This is a genomic window from Pseudomonas lopnurensis (genome assembly GCF_015070855.1).
Taxonomy (GTDB): Bacteria; Pseudomonadota; Gammaproteobacteria; order Pseudomonadales; family Pseudomonadaceae; genus Stutzerimonas; species Stutzerimonas lopnurensis.
In genome coordinates this window covers 60,672-80,479 of the sequence record NZ_JADDIX010000014.1, presented here as the reverse complement: position 1 = coordinate 80,479, position 19,808 = coordinate 60,672, and the positions used below count along the sequence as shown (strand labels likewise).

Here is a 19,808-nt window from a genome sequence, read left to right as displayed (position 1 = left end):
GCAGGCCCATGCCATACTCCAAGGCAACCATCCGCCAGGAATACATCCGGTCATGCCCAACGGAATGAAGCGCGCGGTCACCGGCGCCGCGCTCGCGCTGATCTGCTATTGCCTGCTCGGCTTTCTGATTCTGCCCGGCATCGCGCAGCGCATCGCCAATCAGCAACTGGCTGCCTACGCGACCGTGCCAGCAGCCCTGGAACGCGTCGAATTCAACCCCTTCAGCCTCGAACTGGACCTGTTCGACCTGCGCATCGGCGAGACCGGGGATCGCCAGCTGGCCTTCGAGCGACTTCACCTGGATCTGCAATGGGACAGCCTGTGGCAGCGGACCCTGCACCTTGCCGACGTCGAACTGACGGCGCCGCACAGCGCAGTGCGCGTCGCCGATGACGGCGTGCTCAATCTGAGCCGGCTGTTCGAACTGCCGGAGCCGGAGGCCGAGCCGGCAGCCACGCAACGCAGCGACATTTTCCCGCTGCGTATCGACCGTCTGCAGCTGACCCGCGGCTACCTGCGCTTCCAGGACCGCCGCCCGAGCGAGCCGATCGACCTGGTCTACGATTCGCTGGATTTCGAGCTGCACAACCTGACCACCCAGGCCGACGACCGCGCCGACGCCAGCCTCGCCGCCAGTGGTCCGGGCGGTGGACGCATCGACTGGCAAGGCCAGTTCAGCCTGCAGCCGCTGGCGTCCCACGGCCAACTGAGAGTCAGCAAGCTGGCCCTCGCGGATTTCTGGCCCTATGTGCGCGACGCCGCTCCGCTGGTGCTGGAGGGCGGCAGCCTCGACCTGAGCACGGATTACCGGCTGGATCTGAGCGAGGGCCTGGCACTCGACCTGCACGACGCGGCGCTGACGCTGTCGGCGCTGGCCCTCGACAGCCCCCAGGGCCGTCCGCTGGTTCGCCTGGAGCAGCTCGCGCTGGGCGACACCGCCGTGGACCTGGCCGGGCAGCAGGTCAGCATCGGCACGCTGCGCAGCCGCAACCTCGAAACCTGGGCCGCGCGCGAGGCCGATGGCGAGCTGGATTGGCAGAAGCTGTTCGCCGCCGCCGACACGCCGGGCGTCCCTGCCGAAGGATCGACAGCCGACACGCAAGGCGAACCGGACAAACCCTGGCGGGTGCGCCTGGGCGATGCGCAGCTACGCGATTACCGCGTGCACCTCGCCGATCGGGTGCCGCAGGACGAGGTGGCGCTGGAACTGGGCCCGCTGAACCTGGACGTGAAGGCGTTCGACAGCCTGGGCACCACGCCCTTGCAGCTCGAACTGGAAAGCGGCGTGGGCAAGCAGGGGACGATCCAGGCCGCCGGGCAGCTGCAACTGAGCCCGATGAGCGGCCAGCTCGCCGTCACCACCCGCGATATCGACCTGCGCATCGCTCAGGCCTATATCAGCCCGCTGGTCCGGCTCGAGCTGCGCAGCGGAATGCTCTCGAGCGAACTCGAAGTCGATCTGCAGGGCACCGAACCACTGGCGTTCAGCGTGCGCGGCAAGGCTGACGCGACCCAGCTGCATACCCTGGACACCCTCAACAACCGCGACTTCGTCAAATGGCGGCGGCTGCAGCTGAGCGGCCTGGACTACCAGCACCCGAGCAGCCTGGACATCGAGCGGATAGACCTGAGCCAGCCCTACGCGCGCTTCATCATCAACCCGGACCTGAGCACCAACATCAACGACCTGCTGGTCGAGCAGGGCCAGCCGGCGGACGCAAGCGAGGCGCAGCAGACGGAGCCGCTGGCGATCCGCATCGGCGGTATCGGCATTGCCGACGGCTCGGCGAACTTCGCCGACTTCAGCCTGCGCCCGCCGTTCGCCACCGCCATCCAGTCGCTCGAAGGCAGCGTCGGCGCGCTGGACAACCGCGAGCAGAAAGCCGCCTCGGTGAATATCGCCGGCAAGGTGGACCAGTACGCGCCAGTGACCATCAAGGGCAGCCTGACGCCCTTCGACCCGCTGCAGAGCCTGGACATCGCCACGAGCTTTCGACAGGTCGAGCTGACCACCCTCACCCCCTACTCCGGAAAATTCGCCGGCTACCGCATCCGCAAGGGCCGCCTCGACCTGGACCTGCATTACCGCATCCAACAGGGCCAGCTGAACGCCGAGAACAAAGTGGTGGTGGAACAGTTGCAGCTCGGCGAGAAGGTCGACAGCCCCGACGCGGTGGACCTGCCGGTTCGCCTGGCGGTGGCCCTGCTGAAGGATACGCGGGGCACCATTTCCATCGAACTGCCGGTGCAGGGCAACCTCAACGACCCGCAGTTCAGCGTCATGCCGATCGTCTGGCAGACCCTGCGCAACCTGGTCCTGCGCGCGGCACAGGCGCCGTTCAAGTTCATCGCCGGACTGGTCGGCGGCGATCAGGTCGACCTCAGCCAGATCCGCTTTGCCGCGGCCAGCAGCGAGCTGGACGGCGAGGCACACAAGGCCCTGGATACCCTGGTCGCCGCCCTGCAGCAGCGTCCGGCGCTGCACCTGGAAGTCGAGGGCATGAGCGCGAAAGCGGCCGATGGCCCGCTGCTGGCCGAGCGGCGTTTGCAGCAGGAATATCGCGAGACCTGGTACCGCATCCTGCAGCGCCGCGGCGACAAGGTACCGGCGGATGCCAGCCAGATCGAAATCGACGAGGACGACGAAGCGCCGTTGCTCGAAGGCATCTACCGCAGCCGGCTCAAGCAGCAGCCGCCCGCCGCGTGGCAGGAACTGGAGCCCGAACAGCGTACCCAGCTGTTGCGGCAGGCGGTGCTCGACTCCTGGGCCGGCAACGCGGCGCTGCTGCGCCGGCTCAGCCAGGAACGCGCCGCGGCGATCAAGGACCATCTCGTGCAGGCCGGGCTCGACGCCGAGCGCGTCTACCTGCTCGATACCGGCTCGGCCGAGGCGGAATCCGACGGCACGGTCGCGACCGTGCTGCATCTGGGAAGCGAATGATGAAACAGACCCTAATCGCCTGCGTGCTGCTGTCCATTGTCGCCAACGTGCACGCCGATACGCTGCGCTGCGGCAGCCAGCTGGTGAGCACCGGTGACCGCGCCTTCGAGGTTGAGCGCAAGTGCGGCCCACCGGTGCACCGGGACCTGGTCGGCTACAGCCTCAGCCGCAACGATCGCCAGGAGTACAAGCTGGAAGAGTGGGTCTATGGCCCCAGCAATGGCATGCTCAGCATCCTCACCTTCGAGGGCAACCGCCTGGTGCGCATCGAGACCCGCAGGGGCAACTGAGGAGAAAAACGATGGGCCGCCGCATGCTCGTTACCCTGCTTTGCCTGCCATTGCTCGGCTTGCAGGCGCAAGCCTCTTCCACCTATCGCTGCAACAGCCGCCTGGTCAGCCTGGAAGCGACCACCGCCGAGGTCCGCAACAAATGCGGCGAGCCGGCCAGCAACTCGCTGCTGGGCTACAAGGAGGTCCTCGACGATTACGGGTATCGCCATGAGGTAGTGGTCGAGGAATGGGTGTACGGGCCGAATCACGGCATGTTTCATTTCCTGCGCTTCGAGGGCAACCGCTTGCGGAAGATAGATAGCCGGCGCGGCAACTGAGCTTCGGTTGCATAGGAGCGACGTTGGGTCGGGATGCGTAGCCTGGGGAGCGCAGCGACGAAGCCCAGCGCGTTGTGCCCGTGCCTGTTGGGCTTCGCTGCGCTCGGCGCCAACCGCCCCGGGTGCGTCCGAGCCCGAATACCGGGCTGTTGCAGCAAAATCCAGGGAAAACACGTCCAACGAGACCCGGCGTCATGTAACGCCCATAATAAAAAAAACCCCACTGGCGTGGGGCTCTTCATGGACTTGCCGCCACCCATGGCGGCGGGCCAATCCCTTACTCGGCGGTCTTCAGACCATCGGCGGATACGTTACGCACGCCCTCGATTTCCTTGGCCTTGGCAATTGCAGCCTCCTTTTCGGCTTCGGTGGCGACGGTGCCGGACAGCGACACGACGCCATCCTTGGTTTCCACTTCGATGTCCATGCCCGGAGTTGCATCCTCGGCCAGCAGGCTCGACTTCACCTTGGTGGTGATCCAGGTATCGGAAGCGGCATCGCCAGCGTCGCCCATGGTGTCGTTGGCAGCCAGCATGACGCTGTCGGCCTTGTCGATGGCAGGCGTGGTATCTGCCAACGCGGCACCTGCGAACGGCAGGGCCAGGGCAGCGGCGATGGCGGCGGCAGTAAGCGTCTGAATAGTCTTCATGAATGTCACTCCTGTTCTCGTGGTTTCTTCGGCATGACTCCGGCCTCAGATTCATGAGGAATAGCGCAAGCGGCGTGCCAACTCCGCAGCGAATTATTTTCCTTTAAAATCAAAACGTTATTCTTTCAGCCATTGGTTCCTCACTTGCACAATGCAAGCTTGGCAACTCCGACGCGTGCATCTTGCAATCTCGAACAGCCGATCATGGAAAAATCGAAGGCAAACAAAAAGGGCCCAGAGGCCCTTTTCGTCAGCGCGGAGCGCCGGGTCAGACGCCGGAGGCTTCCGCCGCAGCCACGTCCTTGATGGACAGCTTGATACGGCCGCGGTTGTCCACGTCCAGCACCAGAACCTTCACTTCCTGGCCTTCCTTCAGCACGTCGGTGACCTTCTCGATGCGCTGGTCGCTGATCTGCGAGATGTGCACCAGACCGTCCTTGCCCGGCAGGATGTTGACGAAGGCGCCGAAGTCGACGATGCGCTCGACCTTGCCCACGTAGATCTTGCCGATCTCCGCCTCGGCAGTGATACCGAGCACGCGCTGCTTGGCCGCCTCGGCCGCTTCCTTGGTCTCGCCGAAGATCTTGATCGAGCCGTCGTCCTCGATGTCGATCGAAGCCTTGGTCTCTTCGCAGATGGCACGAATGGTGGCGCCACCCTTGCCGATCACGTCGCGGATCTTGTCCTGGTCGATCTTCATCGCCAGCATGGTCGGCGCGTTGACCGACAGCTCGCTGCGCGACTGGGCGATGACCTGGTTCATCTGGCCGAGGATGTTCAGGCGCGCTTCCAGAGCCTGGCCCAGGGCGATTTCCATGATCTCTTCGGTGATGCCCTGGATCTTGATGTCCATCTGCAGCGCGGTGACGCCCTTGGCGGTACCGGCCACCTTGAAGTCCATGTCGCCCAGGTGGTCTTCGTCGCCGAGGATGTCGGTCAGCACGGCGAACTTGTCGCCTTCCTTGACCAGGCCCATGGCGATACCGGCCACCGGCGCCTTCATCGGCACACCGGCGTCCATCAGCGCCAGCGAAGCACCGCAGACCGACGCCATGGAGCTGGAGCCGTTGGACTCGGTGATTTCGGAAACCACACGGATGGTGTACGGGAATTCGTCGGCGCTCGGCAGCATGGCGGCGACGCCACGACGGGCCAGGCGACCGTGACCGATTTCGCGGCGGCCGGTAGCGCCCATGCGACCACACTCACCGACCGAGTACGGCGGGAAGTTGTAGTGCAGCATGAAGGCATCTTTCTTTTCGCCTTCCAGGGTATCGAGCAGCTGGGCATCGCGGGCGGTGCCGAGGGTAGCAACCACCAGCGCCTGGGTTTCGCCGCGGGTGAACAGTGCCGAGCCGTGGGTCTTGTCGAGCACGCCGACTTCGATGTTCAGGCCGCGCACGGTACGAGTGTCGCGACCGTCGATACGCGGCTTGCCGTTGACGATATTCTCGCGAACGGTGCGGTATTCGATTTCGCCGAAGGCATCCTTCACTTCGCCAGCGGACGGCTGGCCTTCCTCGCCGGAGAACTTGGCAACGACCTGGTCTTTCAGCTCGCCCAGGCGCGCGTAGCGGTCCTGCTTGATGGTGATGGTGTAGGCCTGCGAGATGGCTTCGCCGAACTCGCTACGGATCGCGTCCAGCAGAGCCGTGTTGGCCTGTGGAGCGGTCCAGTCCCAGCGCGGCTTGCCGGCCTCGGCAGCGAGCTCTTCGACGGCCTTGATCACGGCCTGGAACTCGTCATGGGCGAACAGTACGGCGCCCAGCATCTGGTCTTCGGTCAGCTCCCTGGCTTCCGACTCGACCATCAGCACGGCATCCTTGGTGCCGGCCACGACCATGTCCAGGCCGGAGGCCTTGAGCTGCTCGTAGTTCGGGTTCAGCAGGTAGCCGGTTTCCGGGTGGAAGGCCACGCGAGCGGCGCCGATCGGGCCGTCGAACGGAATGCCGGATACCGCCAGGGCAGCCGAAGTACCGATCATCGCGGCGATGTCAGGATCGGTCTTCTTGCTGGTGGAGACGACAGTACAGATGACCTGCACTTCATTCTGGAAGCCTTCCGGGAACAGCGGGCGGATCGGCCGATCGATCAGGCGCGAGGTCAGGGTTTCCTTCTCGGAAGGACGCGCCTCACGTTTGAAGAAGCCGCCGGGGATCTTGCCCGCTGCGTAGGTCTTCTCCTGGTAATGCACGGAGAGCGGGAAGAACCCTTTGCTCGGATCGGCGGTCTTGGCACCGACCACGGTGACCAGCACGGTGACGTCGTCATCGACGGTCACCAGTACTGCGCCGGAGGCCTGGCGGGCGATACGACCCGTCTCGAGGGTTACGGTCGACTGACCGAACTGGAATTTCTTGATTACCGGATTCACGGTTTTTCCTTCTCTTTGTTGCCTTGGGGAAATCGGCAGAACGCTCGGGAGTCGGCCCGGAACGACCTGCAAGAAAGCCAAAAGCTGGAAGACCGAAGCTGATCGCAGGGAGATCCCACTTTCAACTTCAGGCTTCCAGCTTCCGGCTTCCAGCGCGGGCGCGTCTTAGCGACGCAGACCCAGACGACCGATCAGGGTGCTGTAACGAGTGGTGTCCTTACCCTTCAGGTAATCCAGCAGCTTGCGGCGCTGGTTGACCATGCGGATCAGACCACGACGGGAGTGGTGGTCCTTGCCGTTGGCCTTGAAGTGGCCTTGCAGCTTGTTGATGTTGGCGGTCAGCAGGGCTACCTGCACTTCCGGAGAACCGGTATCGCCTTCAGCTTGCTTGTACTCGTTAACGATCTGGGCTTTTTCTTCAACGCTCAGTGCCATGATGGGCTCCTTGAGTGAACAGGCCGGGAATCATCCCGTGTTTAGTAAAGAGAAATGACCGTGCCTGCTGACAGCCACCCTCCGACGCACCGCGTAGACGCGATGCGCAACGGTCATTCCGACCGAATCAGTCGACGCGGCGCGATGCGCCCGTCTTCGCTCACTTCGCCGATGCCGATGAAGCGGCCGTTGTGGTCCTGCACGCGGACCATGCCGTACTTCGGCGCCTCCGGCGCCCGCACCGGCTGCCCGTGCAGCCAGTAGTAGGCGCTGTGCTCGGACAGCTGCAACAGCGGCCAGTGCTCCAGCCCGCAATCCACCGGCTGCAGGAAGGCATCCAGGGCCTCGGTGCCGCCTTCGGCATGCAACTGCTCCAGCGTCTCGAGGGCGACCGTCCGGGACAGGTCGAACGGGCCGGCCTGGGTACGCCGCAACTCGGCGACATGCGCACCGCACCCCAGCAGCTGACCGAGATCCTCGACCAGGGTGCGGATGTAGGTGCCTTTGCTGCAGGCCACGGCCAGCCGCGCCTGATCACCTTCGAGCGCGAGCAGTTCCAAGCGCGCAATACTAACAGAACGCGGCTCGCGCTCCACTACCTCTCCGGCACGCGCCAGCTTGTACAGCGGCTGGCCGTCACGCTTGAGCGCCGAATACATCGGCGGCACCTGCTGGATATCGCCACGAAAGCGCGGCAGCAGGGCTTCCAGTTGCTCGCGAGTGACCGCTACCGGCTTGCGCTCGAGGACTTCGCCCTCGGCATCCGCGGTGGTCGTGGTCACCCCCAGTTGCATGACCGTCTCGTAGGCCTTGTCGGCATCGAGCAGGTACTGGGAGAACTTGGTGGCCTCGCCGAAACACAGCGGCAGCACGCCGGTAGCCAGGGGATCCAGGCTTCCGGTATGCCCGGCCTTTTCCGCGTTGAGCAGCCAGCGGACCTTCTGCAGCGCGGCGTTGGAGGTGAACCCCCGCGGCTTGTCGAGCAGGATGATGCCGCTGACGTTGCGGCGAACACGCTTGACCTGTGCCACGCTTATTCTCCGCGCTCGTCGCTGTGCTTGCGATCTTCGGCGACCGCCCGCTCGATCAGCGAACTCAACTCGACACCACGGCGAATGCTCGCGTCGTAGTTGAAATGCAACTGCGGAACGCTACGCAGCTTCATGGTCTTGCCCAGCTGCATGCGCAGGAAACCACTGGCCTCGTTGAGGATGCGCAGGTTGCCCTTGACCGCCTCCTCGTCGTCATCCTGCCCCATGATGGTGATGAAAATCTTCGCATGGGACAGATCGCGGCTGACATCGACGCCGGTGATGGTCACCAGGCCCAGGCGCGGATCCTTGATCTCGCGCTGAATGAGCAGGGCCAGCTCGCGCTGCATCTGGTCGCCGATACGCTGGGTACGGCTGAATTCTTTGGCCATATAAAAGGTGCCTCAAGCTTCAAGCGCTAAGCTTCAAGCGAAAAAAATACCGAAAAGCCAAACGGCAAGCCCAATCGGTGGATCAAACCACCTCTTGAAGCTTGCCGCTTGAGGCTTGCCGCTGCTCGTCAGAGCGAACGTGCCACTTCGACCTTCTCGAACACTTCGATCTTGTCGCCGACCTTGACGTCGTTGTAGCTCTTCACGCCGATACCGCATTCCATGCCGGCGCGGACTTCCGCGACGTCATCCTTGAAGCGGCGCAGCGATTCCAGCTCGCCCTCGAAGATGACCACGTCGTCGCGCAGCACGCGGATCGGACGATTGCGGTGCACCATGCCCTCGGTGACCATGCAACCGGCGATCGCGCCGAACTTCGGCGAACGGAACACGTCGCGGACCTCGGCGATGCCGAGAATGTTCTCGCGAACGTCGCTGCCGAGCATGCCGGTGAGCGCCTTCTTGACGTCTTCGATGATGTCGTAGATGACGTTGTAGTAGCGCATGTCGAGACCCTCGGCCTCGACGATCTTGCGGGCACCGGCATCGGCGCGCACGTTGAAGCCGAACAGCACCGCGTTGGATGCCAGCGCCAGGTTGGCGTCGGACTCGGTGATGCCGCCGACGCCACCGCCGACCACGCGCACCTGCACTTCGTCGTTGCCCAGGCCGTTGAGCGAGCCCTGCAGCGCCTCGAGAGAGCCGCGCACGTCGGCCTTGAGGACGATGTTGAGGGTCTTCTTCTCGTCCTGGCCCATGGTCTCGAAGATGTTTTCCAGCTTGCCGGCATGGGCGCGGGCCAGCTTGACCTCGCGGAACTTGCCCTGGCGGAACAGCGCGACTTCGCGGGCCTTCTTCTCGTCGGCCACCACGGTCAGGTCATCGCCGGCCTCCGGCGTGCCGTCCAGGCCGAGGATCTCGACCGGAATCGACGGACCGGCTTCCTTCACCGGCTTGCCGTTCTCATCGAGCATGGCGCGCACGCGACCGAAGTTGACGCCACACAGCACCATGTCGCCCTGGCGCAGCGTACCGTCCTGGACCAGCACGGTCGCCACCGGACCACGGCCCTTGTCCAGGCGGGACTCGACCACCACACCACGGCCAGGCGCCGACGGCGTGGCCTTGAGCTCGAGAATCTCGGCCTGCAGCAATACGGCTTCGAGCAGCTCGTCGACGCCGGTACCCACCTTGGCGGAAACCGGAATGAACGGCGTGTCGCCACCCCACTCCTCGGGGATCACGTCGAGTGCGGCCAGGCCGTTCTTGATGTTGTCCGGATTGGCTTCCGGCTTGTCGATCTTGTTCACCGCGACCACGATCGGAACGCCGGCCGCCTTGGCATGCTGGACGGCCTCCTGGGTCTGCGGCATCACGCCGTCGTCGGCTGCGACGACCAGGATCACGATGTCGGTGGCCTTGGCACCGCGAGCACGCATGGCGGTGAACGCCGCGTGGCCCGGGGTATCGAGGAAGGTGACCATGCCACGCTCGGTTTCCACGTGATAGGCACCGATGTGCTGGGTGATGCCGCCGGCTTCGCCGACCGCGACCTTGGCACGCCGGATGTAGTCGAGCAGCGAGGTCTTGCCGTGGTCGACGTGGCCCATCACGGTCACCACCGGCGCACGGGTCATCTCCTCGCCTTCGAACTTCAGCAGCTCGGCCAGTTGTTCTTCCAGCGCGTTGTCGCTGACCAGCTTGACCTTGTGGCCGAGCTCCTCGGCCACCAGCTGCGCGGTTTCCTGGTCGAGTACCTGGTTGATGGTGACCGGCGAACCCATCTTGAACATGAACTTGATGACTTCGGCCGCTTTCACCGACATCTGCTGGGCCAATTCGGCCACAGTGATGGTCTCGCCAATCGACACTTCGCGCACGACCGGTCCTGTTGGGCTCTGGAACCCATGCTGGTTACGCTTCTTGAGCTTGGACTTGCCACGACCACCGCGGCGGAAACCGTCCGCGTCGTCATCACCGCTACGCGCGGTACGCGCGAGCGGTGCCTTGGTCTTGAGCGACGGGCGATGCTGGGCATGCTTGCGATCACGACGCTCGTCGTCGTCGCTGCGCGGCTTCTCGGTGCGGCGCGGCTCTTCCTTCTTGCGCTCCGGCGCAGGAGCGACAGGCTCGACTGCGGCCGGCGCAGGCTCTGCGGCGGCAGCGGGCTCGACGGCGGCGGGCGCAACGGCCTCGCCCTCGGACTTGGCCTGCTCGGCCTGGCGGCGGGCCTCTTCCTCGGCACGCTGACGGGCTTCTTCCTCGGCCTTCAGGCGAGCGGCCTCCTCGGCGGCGCGCTGTTCTTCCAGCTCACGACGCTTCTCGGCCTCGATCTCCTCGGCGCTGCGCTTGACGAAGGTCTTCTTCTTGCGCACTTCGACGCTGATGGTCTTGCTGCCGCCAACCTTCAGCTTGGTCGTGGTCTTGCGCTGCAAGGTGATCTTGCGCGGCTCGTCCACTTTCGCCCCATGGCTGCTTTTCAAATGGGCCAACAGGGCCTGCTTCTCGTTATCGGTCACTACTTGCTCGGCGCTGGTGTGCGACAGTCCTGCCTCACGCATCTGCTGAAGCAGTCGCTCGACCGGTGTGTCGACCACCTGGGCCAGTTCTTTCACCGTGACTTGCGTCATGCATTTCTCTCCTCAGGCCGCTAATTACTTACTCGAACCAATGGGCTCGGGCGGCCATGATCAGCTTGCCGGCACGTTCTTCATCGATGCCGTCTATGTCGAGCAGGTCGTCTATGGACTGCTCGGCCAGGTCTTCGCGGGTGATGACTCCCCGCACGGCCAACTCGACCGCCAGTTCGTTATCCATGCCTTCGAGGGCCAGCAGGTCTTCAGCCGGCTGAGCGTCCGCGAGCTTCTCCTCGTTGGCGATGGCTTTGGTCAGCAGGCGATCCTTGGCCCGTGTACGCAGTTCGTTGACGATGTCCTCGTCGAACCCTTCGATGCCGAGCATTTCCTCCATGGGGACATAGGCGATCTCTTCGAGGGAGGTAAAGCCCTCCTCCACCAGCACCTGTGCCAGCTCTTCGTCGACATCCAGCTCGTCGATGAAGCTGCGCAGAATGTCGCCGGTTTCTTCCTGCTGCTTGGCCTGGATGTCGGCCTCGGTCATCACGTTGAGCGTCCAGCCGGTCAGTTGACTGGCCAGGCGAACATTCTGACCGCCGCGACCGATGGCCTGGGCCAGATTGTCTTCGGCCACCGCGATATCCATGGCATGGGCATCTTCATCGACGATGATCGCCGCGACTTCCGCCGGGGCCATGGCGTTGATGACGAACTGGGCCGGGTTCTCGTCCCACAGCACGATGTCGACCCGCTCGCCGCCGATCTCGCCGGACACGGCCTGGACCCGCGAGCCGCGCATGCCGATGCAGGCGCCTTGCGGATCGATGCGCTTGTCCTTGGAACGAACGGCGATCTTCGCCCGCGAACCCGGATCACGCGAGGCGCCCATCACCTCGATCAGGCCTTCGGCGATTTCCGGCACTTCGATGCGGAACAGTTCGATCAGCATCTGCGGCGCGGTACGCGACAGGATCAGCTGCGGGCCGCGGTTCTCGGTGCGGATTTCCTTGAGCAGCGCGCGGACACGGGCGCCGACGCGGAAGGTCTCGCGGGCGATGATGTCCTCACGCGCCAGCAGGGCTTCGGCGTTGTTGCCCAGATCGACGATGACGCTGTCGCGGGTCACCTTCTTCACCGTGCCGGAGATGATTTCGCCGAGGCGATCACGGTAGGCCTCGACCACCTGCGCACGCTCGGCTTCGCGCACCTTCTGCACGATGACCTGCTTGGCGGTCTGCGCCGCGATACGCCCGAACTCGATGGACTCGATCTTTTCCTCGATCACATCGCCGACCTTGGCCTCAGGATTACGCGCCTGTGCCTGGTCGAGAGTCAATTGAATGGCCGGATCTTCGAAGTTCTCGTCATCGACGACGGTCCAGCGACGGAAGCTGTCGTAACTGCCGTTGTGGCGATTGATTTCCACACGCAGATCGACTTCGTCTTCATAGCGCTTCTTGGTAGCCGTGGCCAAAGCCAGCTCCAGCGCCTCGAAAATCACACTCGCCGGCACGCCCTTTTCATTGGACACCGACTCCACAACCAGCAGTACTTCTTTGCTCATCGTACGCCTCGCCTTTCGCAATCCATTGGGGTCCGCGGGATCCGCCCTCAGTCAAAACGGGGAACTATGTTGGCCTTGTCGATCATGTCGATCGGCAGCAGGTACTCATGGTCATCCACCTGCACCACGACGTCCTGCTCTTCCACCCCGCGGAGAAGACCCTGGAAATTGCGCCTGCCCTCGAAGGGCGAGCGCAGCTTTATTTTTACCTGCTCACCGACATGGGCCCTGTACTGCTCGATAGTGAACAGCGGCCGGTCCATGCCCGGAGAAGAAACCTCAAGGGTGTAGTCCACACTGATCGGATCTTCCACATCGAGCACACCACTCAATTGCCGACTGACCTTTTCACAGTCGTCGATGAGGATGCCGTTGGCATGATCGATGTAGACGCGCAGCAGCGAATGCCGCCCCTGGGAAATGAATTCTATGCCCCAGCACTGATAGCCAAGCGCCTCAACCACCGGGGCCAACAAGGCCTGCAACTGTTCTAGCTTGCTCGACATCGAAGTCCCTCGCGCATGCTGTACAAATGAAAAATGGGCGAAACGCCCATCCCTTTGACCGCCTGTAAATGCCGGCGACCTGGCCTCAAGCTAATAAAAAGCCCCTGTACAGGGGCTCTTCATCGACTGGTTGCGGGGGCTGGATTTGAACCAACGACCTTCGGGTTATGAGCCCGACGAGCTACCAGACTGCTCCACCCCGCGTCAAACTGGGCACGAATTATACGACCCGCACCACATACAGGTCAACCTAAACCCTTAAAACACAAGAAAGCCCGCACTAGGCGGGCCTGCTTGTTTGGTACCGAGGAGGGGACTCGAACCCCTACAGCCTATGGCCACTACCACCTCAAGGTAGCGTGTCTACCAATTCCACCACCTCGGCAAAAACCCTTATTGCCCTTCCTCTACCTGGGGAAGCTCGCCCGCGGCATCCGCCGGCTTGCGCTCCTCGAGCACAGGAACATCCTCGACAGCCGGCTTGCTGACCGGCACTTCCAGCACGGCTGGATCCGGCAGCCCCGCCCGGGACATCTGATCAGCCTGCTGCTTGGCGAAGAACGCCAACCCCAGACTGGTCACGAAAAAAACGCCGGCCAGTATAGCAGTAAACCGACTCAGAAAGGTAGCGGAACCTTGGCTTCCGAAAACGGTTGCCGACGCACCCGAACCGAAAGACGCACCCGCATCCGCACCCTTGCCCTGCTGCAGCAGCACCAGCGCAACCACACCCAGAGCAACCAGCAGATGCACCACAATCACAACAGTCTGCAACATCTGTTCAGTTCCCCGCGGCGCGACAGATCGCACCGAATTCATCCGCTTTCAGAGAGGCGCCACCAATCAGCCCCCCATCAATATCCGCCATCGAGAACAGCTCGGCGGCATTTTCCGCCTTGACGCTGCCGCCGTACAGGAGCCTGACGCCTTCGGCGACACGGCGATCCCGGCGCGACAACTGCTCCCGAATGGCAGCATGTACTTCCTGGGCCTGCTGAGGCGTCGCGGTCAATCCGGAACCAATCGCCCAGACCGGCTCGTACGCGATCACCGCGGTCTCGAAGGCCGCGATACCCTGATCATCGAGCACCCGCGCCAACTGTCTCTCGACCACCTCGAGCGTCTTGCCCGCCCGGCGCTCTTCGAGCGTCTCACCCAGACACAACACAGGCTTCAAACCGCTCGCCTGCGCCGCTGAAAACTTTCGGCTCACCACCTCGTCGCTCTCGCCCAGAAGCAGACGGCGCTCGGAATGGCCAACCAGGACCCACTTGCAACCGACATCGGCCAACTGAGCCGGTGACACCTCGCCGGTCAGCGCCCCGAAACCTGCCTGCGTAGCGCCGTCCTGGGCACCAACGGCGATTTCGATACCGTTGACGCCATCCAGGACCTGACTGATGTACACACAGGAGGGGAATACCGCAATCTCGACCGCTGCAGGCAATTGCTGCAACCGGAGAGACTCGATCAGCTCTGCGACGCTAGCGCGGGTACCGTTCATCTTCCAGTTACCAGCTACCATGGGGCGACGCATGCTTTACCTCATCGGTCAAAGTGGGCGCAGATGTTACTCAACAGCCAACGCCCTGGCAAGCGCGATCATGCACAAACTTCAGCGACGACTTTGGCCAGTTCCTCCGCCAGGCTGCGCACCTGTTTCTCATCGTCACCCTCGACCATCACACGCACCAGCGGCTCGGTTCCCGACTTTCGCAGCAGCACGCGGCCACGGCCGCCCATTCGCCCGGTAACGCTGTCGCAGGCGGCCTGCACGTCCGGATGGGAGATGGGATCGCGATCGCCCGAGAAACGCACGTTGATCAGCACCTGCGGGCATTTATGCCAGGCAAGCCGCTCCTGGGCGAGCGTCTGCCCACGGCGACGCAGGGCCAGCACGACCTGCAGCGCGGCGATGATCGCATCGCCGGTGGTGGTGTGCTGGGCGCAGACGATATGCCCGGAATTCTCGCCGCCCAGCGGCCAGCCGCGCTCGAGCATTTCGGCGATCACATAGCGGTCGCCGACCTTGGCGCGAACGAACGGAATCTCTCGCGTCTTGAGTGCCAGCTCGAGGCCGAGATTGCTCATCAGGGTGCCGACCACCCCACCCGGGAGCCGGTCGCGCTCCTGCAGATCGGTGGCGATGATGTACAAAAGCTCGTCCCCATCGACGACGACCCCAGTGTGATCGACCATCATCACCCGGTCGCCGTCACCATCGAAGGCGATTCCCAGGTCCGCACCCTGTTCGACGACGGCCTTCTGCAGCTGTCCGACATGGGTGGAACCGACATCGGCATTGATGTTCAGGCCATCCGGCTGCGCACCGATGACCACCACCTCGGCGCCCAGCTCGCGGAACACATTGGGCGCGACCTTGTAGGTGGCGCCATGGGCGCAATCGATCACCAGCTTCAGCCCGGAAAAATCGGTACTGGTGGGCACGCTGCTCTTGCAGAACTCGATATAGCGCCCGGCGGCATCATTGATACGCGACGCCTTACCCAGCTGCGCCGACTCCACCACGCTCATCGGCGTATCGAGCAACTCCTCGATCATCAGCTCGACCTCGTCGGGGAGCTTGGTACCGTTACCGGAGAAGAACTTGATGCCGTTGTCGTGGTGCGGATTGTGCGAGGCGCTGATGACGATGCCCGCCTCGGCATGGAAGGTGCGGGTCAGGTAGGCGACCGCCGGCGTGGGCATCGGCCCCAGCAGCAGCACATCAGCCCCTGCCGCCGACAAACCGGCCTGCAGGGCCGACTCGAACATGTAGCCGGAAATGCGCGTGTCCTTGCCGATCAGAATCCGGCACTTGCCCTGCTTGCGAAAGGCCATGCCCGCCGCCCAGCCCAGCTTGAGCATGAAATCGGGGGTAATGGGGTAGTGACCGACATGTCCGCGAATACCGTCGGTACCGAAATATTTTCTACTCATGAGGACTTCCCTATTCCGCTGCCTGTACCGCAGCGATCATTCGAACCACATCAACCGTCTCGGCGACATCGTGCACCCGCACGATCTGCGCACCCTTGCTCACCGCCAGCGCCGCCAGGGCGAGGCTGCCATACAGACGCTCGCCGACGGCACGTCCCAGCACCCCGCCGATCATGCTCTTGCGCGACACGCCGACCAGCAACGGCCGGCCGAGGCGCTGCAGCTGCTGCATATGCTTGAACAGGCTGAGATTGTGTTCCAGCGTCTTGGCGAACCCGAAACCGGGATCGAGAACGATACGCTCGGCAGGGATGCCCGCCGCCGCGCAGACCGCCATCCGCTCGGCGAGGAATTCGCCGACCTCGGCGGTCACGTCGTCATAGCGCGGATCATCCTGCATGTCGCCAGGCTCGCCGAGCATGTGCATCAGGCACACCGGCAACCCGCTGTCGACTGCCGCATCCAGCGCACCGTCGCGCTGCAGCGAACGGACGTCATTGATCAGCCCCGCCCCGAGCCGGGCGCACTCACGAATGACCGCAGGCGTCGAGGTGTCGACCGAGATGACCACATCCAGCTCGCGCGCGATCGCCTCGACGATCGGCGCGACCCGCTCCAGTTCCTCGGTGGGCGACACCGAGCGGGCCCCGGGCCGAGTGGACTCGCCGCCCACATCGACCAGCGTCGCACCGGCAGCGACCATCGCCCCGGCATGGCGCAGGGCGGCGTCGCGCTCGGCGAAGCGGCCGCCATCGGAAAAGGAATCGGGCGTGACATTGAGAATACCCATCACGTGCGGACGGGATAGATCGAGGACCCGACTGCCGCAGGACAGCCGAGCTGGGGGAAACGAATCAGTCATTTTGTGAGCCTTGAGCTTTCCGGCCAGACGCCCTGCGCAGGCGATTCACGCCAGCCGCGCCACCATGGGCGAATCGGGAGGACAATTTACACCAGAAGGGGCGCCCATGCGCCCCTTCTGGATACAGCCCTTTTTTGATGCAACCGGCAGAACCCTCGGCGCCGCGGCTGTCAGTGCTCGCCCGCAGGCCCACCAATCGGCGTTTCCGGACGGCTGTCATCCGGGACGACAGGCGTTCCGGAGGCACCGGAGCCCCCTTCCCAGTCGCGCGGCTCACGTGGCTGGCGCCCGGCCATGATGTCGTCGATCTGCGCCGCGTCGATGGTTTCGTACTTCATCAACGCCTCGGCCATCATGTCCAGCTTGTCACGATTGTCCGACAGGATCTGCCTGGCCGTGCCATAGCAGTGGTCGATGATGCTGCGCACCTCTTCATCGATCATCTTGGCGGTCTCGCCCGAGACGTTGGCGTGCTGGCTACCGGCGCTACGCCCCAGGAATACCTCGCCTTCCTCTTCCGCGTACATCAGCGGCCCGAGCTTCTCCGAGAGCCCCCACTTGGTGACCATGTTCCGCGCCAGCTGCGTCGCACGCATGATGTCGTTGGACGCGCCGGTGGTGACGCCTTCAAAACCGAGGGTCATTTCCTCGGCGATCCGACCACCGAACAGCGAGCAGATCTGGCTGACCAGAGCACGCTTGGACAGGCTGTAGCGATCCTCCTCGGGGAGGAACATGGTCACGCCCAAGGCACGGCCACGCGGAATGATGGAAACCTTGTAGACCGGATCGTGTTCGGGCACCACGCGCCCGACGATCGCGTGCCCGGCCTCGTGATAGGCGGTATTGAGCTTCTCCTTCTCGGACATGACCATGGATTTGCGCTCGGCGCCCATCATGATCTTGTCCTTGGCCAGCTCGAACTCCTTCATCTCGACGATGCGCTTGTTCGCCCGCGCGGCGAACAGCGAGGCCTCGTTGACCAGGTTGGCCAGGTCGGCGCCGGAGAAGCCCGGCGTGCCCCGCGCGATGACCCCGGGCTCGACGTTCTCGCTGACCGGCACCTTGCGCATGTGCACCTTGAGAATCTGCTCGCGACCACGGATGTCCGGCAGCCCGACCACCACCTGACGGTCGAAACGGCCCGGCCGCAGCAGCGCCGGGTCGAGCACGTCGGGACGGTTGGTCGCGGCGATGACGATGATGCCATCGTTCATCTCGAAGCCATCCATCTCCACCAGCAACTGGTTGAGGGTCTGCTCGCGCTCGTCGTGCCCGCCGCCGAGGCCGGCGCCACGATGGCGACCGACCGCGTCGATCTCGTCGATGAAGATGATGCACGGCGCATGCTTTTTCGCCTGCTCGAACATGTCACGCACGCGACTGGCACCGACACCGACGAACATTTCGACGAAGTCCGAACCGGAAATGGTGAAGAACGGCACCTTGGCCTCGCCGGCAATGGCCTTGGCCAGCAGCGTCTTGCCGGTACCGGGCGGACCGACCATCAGCACGCCGCGGGGAATGCGGCCGCCCAGGCGCTGGAACTTGCCAGGATCGCGCAGGAACTCGACCAGCTCGTGCACCTCTTCCTTGGCCTCGTCGCAGCCGGCGACGTCGGCGAAGGTGGTCTTGACCTGATCTTCCGAGAGCAGACGCGCCTTGCTCTTGCCGAAGCTCATGGGCCCGCCCTTGCCGCCCGCGCCGCCCTGCATCTGGCGCATGAAGAACATGAATACGGCGATGATCACCAGGATCGGGAAGCTGGCCACCAGCAACTGGGTCCAGATGCTCTGCTGCTCCGGCTGCTTGCCTTCGATCAGCACATTGTTGTCGAGCAGGTCGCCGATCAGGCCATTGTCCTGGATCGCCGGGCGAATGGTCTTGAAGGTATCGCCGTCACTGCGTTTGCCGATGATCACGAAACCGTCGACGGTCACGCGCTCGACCCGACCTTCCTTGACCTGCTCGAGGAAATCCGAGTAATTCAGCGTCTGCGGCTCGCTCGGGCTGGAAAAGTTGTTCATCACCGTGACCAGGACGGCGGCGATGATCAGCCACAGGATCAGGTTTTTTGCCATGTCGTTCAAATTAACTACCCTCTGGAGCAAGCCCGTTATCCGCGGGCCCGCATGACGGCCGATTGCTTGCTCGGCCTAACTTACTACACAACGCACTGGAACTGGCAGCCGGTCTGTAACCCTATGAAACAGTCTAGCCCCTGTATCGCCGAAGGGGCCATCCGACCTATGCCTTGCCAATAGGACCACAAAGGCCGGCATTCGACACCACGGCCTACTCGGCCTGCTCGTCCTTGAAGCCGCGCGCCAGCAGATATTGCTCCCGGGAGCGGTCGCGAGAAGACAGCGGCTTGCGCATCTGCACCTTCTCGAAGTTCTGCCGCACCTCTTTCAGGTAGGCGTCGAAGCCCTCGCCCTGAAATATCTTGATCAAGAAATCCCCGCCCGGACGCAGCACGCGCGAGGCCAGATCCAATGCCAGTTCACAGAGAAACATCGCCCGCGGCTGATCCGCGGCCCGCACTCCACTCATATTGGGGGCCATGTCGGAAATCACAAGGTCGACCGGATTGTCGCCGATCGCCTGCAGTATCTGGCCGAACACTTCGTCTTCGGTGAAATCGCCCTGGATGAAGGTCACATCGGCGATGCTGTCCATCGACAGGATATCGGAGGCGATCAGCCGGCCCTTGTCACCGATGACCCGGCTGGTGACCTGCGACCAGCCGCCCGGGGCGGCGCCCAGATCGACCACGGTCATGCCCGGCCGCAGGATGCGGTCCTTCTCCTGGATCTCCAGCAGCTTGTAGCTGGCACGCGAGCGATAGCCGTCGCGCTGCGCCATCTTCACGTAGGGGTCATCGAAATGTTCTTTCAGCCAACGCGGGCTGGTCTTGGAGCGTGCCAA

General features: G+C 63.6%; 17 protein-coding genes and 2 tRNA genes. 3 read left to right on the top strand and 16 right to left on the bottom strand.

Features of this window, described 5'->3' with window-relative positions:
- Nucleotides 1–52 precede the first annotated feature (52 nt).
- The 3 genes from IN820_RS02850 to IN820_RS02840 are packed head-to-tail and all read left to right on the top strand — an operon-like array spanning nucleotide 53 to nucleotide 3,551.
- Nucleotides 53–2,941, top strand: a complete 2,889-nt coding sequence (locus tag IN820_RS02850) for a DUF748 domain-containing protein (protein ID WP_193679529.1) — start codon at nucleotides 53–55, stop codon at nucleotides 2,939–2,941.
- On the top strand, nucleotides 2,938–3,231 hold the full coding sequence (locus tag IN820_RS02845) for a DUF2845 domain-containing protein (protein ID WP_193679528.1): 294 nt from the start codon (nucleotides 2,938–2,940) through the stop codon (nucleotides 3,229–3,231). The genes IN820_RS02850 and IN820_RS02845 overlap by 4 nt, the downstream gene beginning before the upstream one ends.
- A gap of 11 nt (nucleotides 3,232–3,242) precedes the next feature.
- A complete protein-coding gene (locus IN820_RS02840; protein WP_193679527.1) occupies nucleotides 3,243–3,551 on the top strand; it encodes a DUF2845 domain-containing protein in 309 nt (102 codons plus the stop codon).
- Nucleotides 3,552–3,828: 277 nt separating this feature from the next.
- Here IN820_RS02840 and IN820_RS02835 read toward each other — a convergent pair whose 3' ends face one another.
- The 16 genes from IN820_RS02835 to rlmE form a co-directional block, all read right to left on the bottom strand.
- Nucleotides 3,829–4,200: a BON domain-containing protein gene (locus tag IN820_RS02835; RefSeq protein WP_193679526.1), complete on the bottom strand. Its 372-nt coding sequence runs from the start codon at nucleotides 4,198–4,200 to the stop codon at nucleotides 3,829–3,831.
- A 268-nt stretch (nucleotides 4,201–4,468) separates the two neighbouring features.
- Nucleotides 4,469–6,574, bottom strand: coding sequence for a polyribonucleotide nucleotidyltransferase (gene pnp / locus IN820_RS02830; protein ID WP_193679525.1), 2,106 nt, complete (start codon nucleotides 6,572–6,574; stop codon nucleotides 4,469–4,471).
- 165 nt (nucleotides 6,575–6,739) lie between these two features.
- Complete coding sequence (rpsO, locus tag IN820_RS02825) at nucleotides 6,740–7,009, bottom strand: 30S ribosomal protein S15 (RefSeq protein WP_003280896.1); 270 nt, start codon at nucleotides 7,007–7,009, stop codon at nucleotides 6,740–6,742.
- 113 nt (nucleotides 7,010–7,122) lie between these two features.
- A complete protein-coding gene (gene truB, locus IN820_RS02820) occupies nucleotides 7,123–8,040 on the bottom strand; it encodes a tRNA pseudouridine(55) synthase TruB (RefSeq protein ID WP_193679524.1) in 918 nt (305 codons plus the stop codon).
- Between the two features lie 2 nt (nucleotides 8,041–8,042).
- Nucleotides 8,043–8,432, bottom strand: a complete 390-nt coding sequence (rbfA, locus tag IN820_RS02815; protein ID WP_193679523.1) for a 30S ribosome-binding factor RbfA — start codon at nucleotides 8,430–8,432, stop codon at nucleotides 8,043–8,045.
- A gap of 128 nt (nucleotides 8,433–8,560) precedes the next feature.
- The gene (infB, locus tag IN820_RS02810) at nucleotides 8,561–11,062 is read right to left on the bottom strand and encodes a translation initiation factor IF-2 (protein ID WP_193679522.1); all 2,502 of its coding nucleotides are present in this window, start codon (nucleotides 11,060–11,062) and stop codon (nucleotides 8,561–8,563) included.
- 28 nt (nucleotides 11,063–11,090) lie between these two features.
- On the bottom strand, nucleotides 11,091–12,572 hold the full coding sequence (nusA, locus tag IN820_RS02805) for a transcription termination factor NusA (protein WP_193679521.1): 1,482 nt from the start codon (nucleotides 12,570–12,572) through the stop codon (nucleotides 11,091–11,093).
- A 47-nt stretch (nucleotides 12,573–12,619) separates the two neighbouring features.
- The gene (gene rimP / locus IN820_RS02800; protein ID WP_193679520.1) at nucleotides 12,620–13,078 is read right to left on the bottom strand and encodes a ribosome maturation factor RimP; all 459 of its coding nucleotides are present in this window, start codon (nucleotides 13,076–13,078) and stop codon (nucleotides 12,620–12,622) included.
- 127 nt (nucleotides 13,079–13,205) lie between these two features.
- Nucleotides 13,206–13,282, bottom strand: a tRNA-Met gene (locus IN820_RS02795).
- 95 nt (nucleotides 13,283–13,377) lie between these two features.
- A tRNA-Leu gene (locus tag IN820_RS02790) sits at nucleotides 13,378–13,463 on the bottom strand.
- An 8-nt stretch (nucleotides 13,464–13,471) separates the two neighbouring features.
- Entirely contained in the window at nucleotides 13,472–13,855 is a 384-nt protein-coding gene (secG, locus tag IN820_RS02785) for a preprotein translocase subunit SecG (RefSeq protein WP_193679519.1), read from the bottom strand.
- A gap of 4 nt (nucleotides 13,856–13,859) precedes the next feature.
- Nucleotides 13,860–14,615 carry a triose-phosphate isomerase gene (gene tpiA, locus IN820_RS02780; protein ID WP_193679518.1) on the bottom strand — a complete coding sequence of 252 codons (756 nt, stop codon included), beginning with the start codon at nucleotides 14,613–14,615 and terminating at the stop codon, nucleotides 13,860–13,862.
- 65 nt (nucleotides 14,616–14,680) lie between these two features.
- Nucleotides 14,681–16,018 (bottom strand): phosphoglucosamine mutase, encoded by a 1,338-nt coding sequence (gene glmM / locus IN820_RS02775; protein ID WP_193679517.1) that lies wholly within the window; start codon nucleotides 16,016–16,018, stop codon nucleotides 14,681–14,683.
- A gap of 10 nt (nucleotides 16,019–16,028) precedes the next feature.
- Nucleotides 16,029–16,880: a dihydropteroate synthase gene (folP, locus tag IN820_RS02770; RefSeq protein WP_193679516.1), complete on the bottom strand. Its 852-nt coding sequence runs from the start codon at nucleotides 16,878–16,880 to the stop codon at nucleotides 16,029–16,031.
- A gap of 170 nt (nucleotides 16,881–17,050) precedes the next feature.
- Nucleotides 17,051–18,961: an ATP-dependent zinc metalloprotease FtsH gene (gene ftsH, locus IN820_RS02765; RefSeq protein WP_193679515.1), complete on the bottom strand. Its 1,911-nt coding sequence runs from the start codon at nucleotides 18,959–18,961 to the stop codon at nucleotides 17,051–17,053.
- A 214-nt stretch (nucleotides 18,962–19,175) separates the two neighbouring features.
- Nucleotides 19,176–19,808 carry a 23S rRNA (uridine(2552)-2'-O)-methyltransferase RlmE gene (rlmE, locus tag IN820_RS02760; RefSeq protein ID WP_193679514.1) on the bottom strand — a complete coding sequence of 211 codons (633 nt, stop codon included), beginning with the start codon at nucleotides 19,806–19,808 and terminating at the stop codon, nucleotides 19,176–19,178.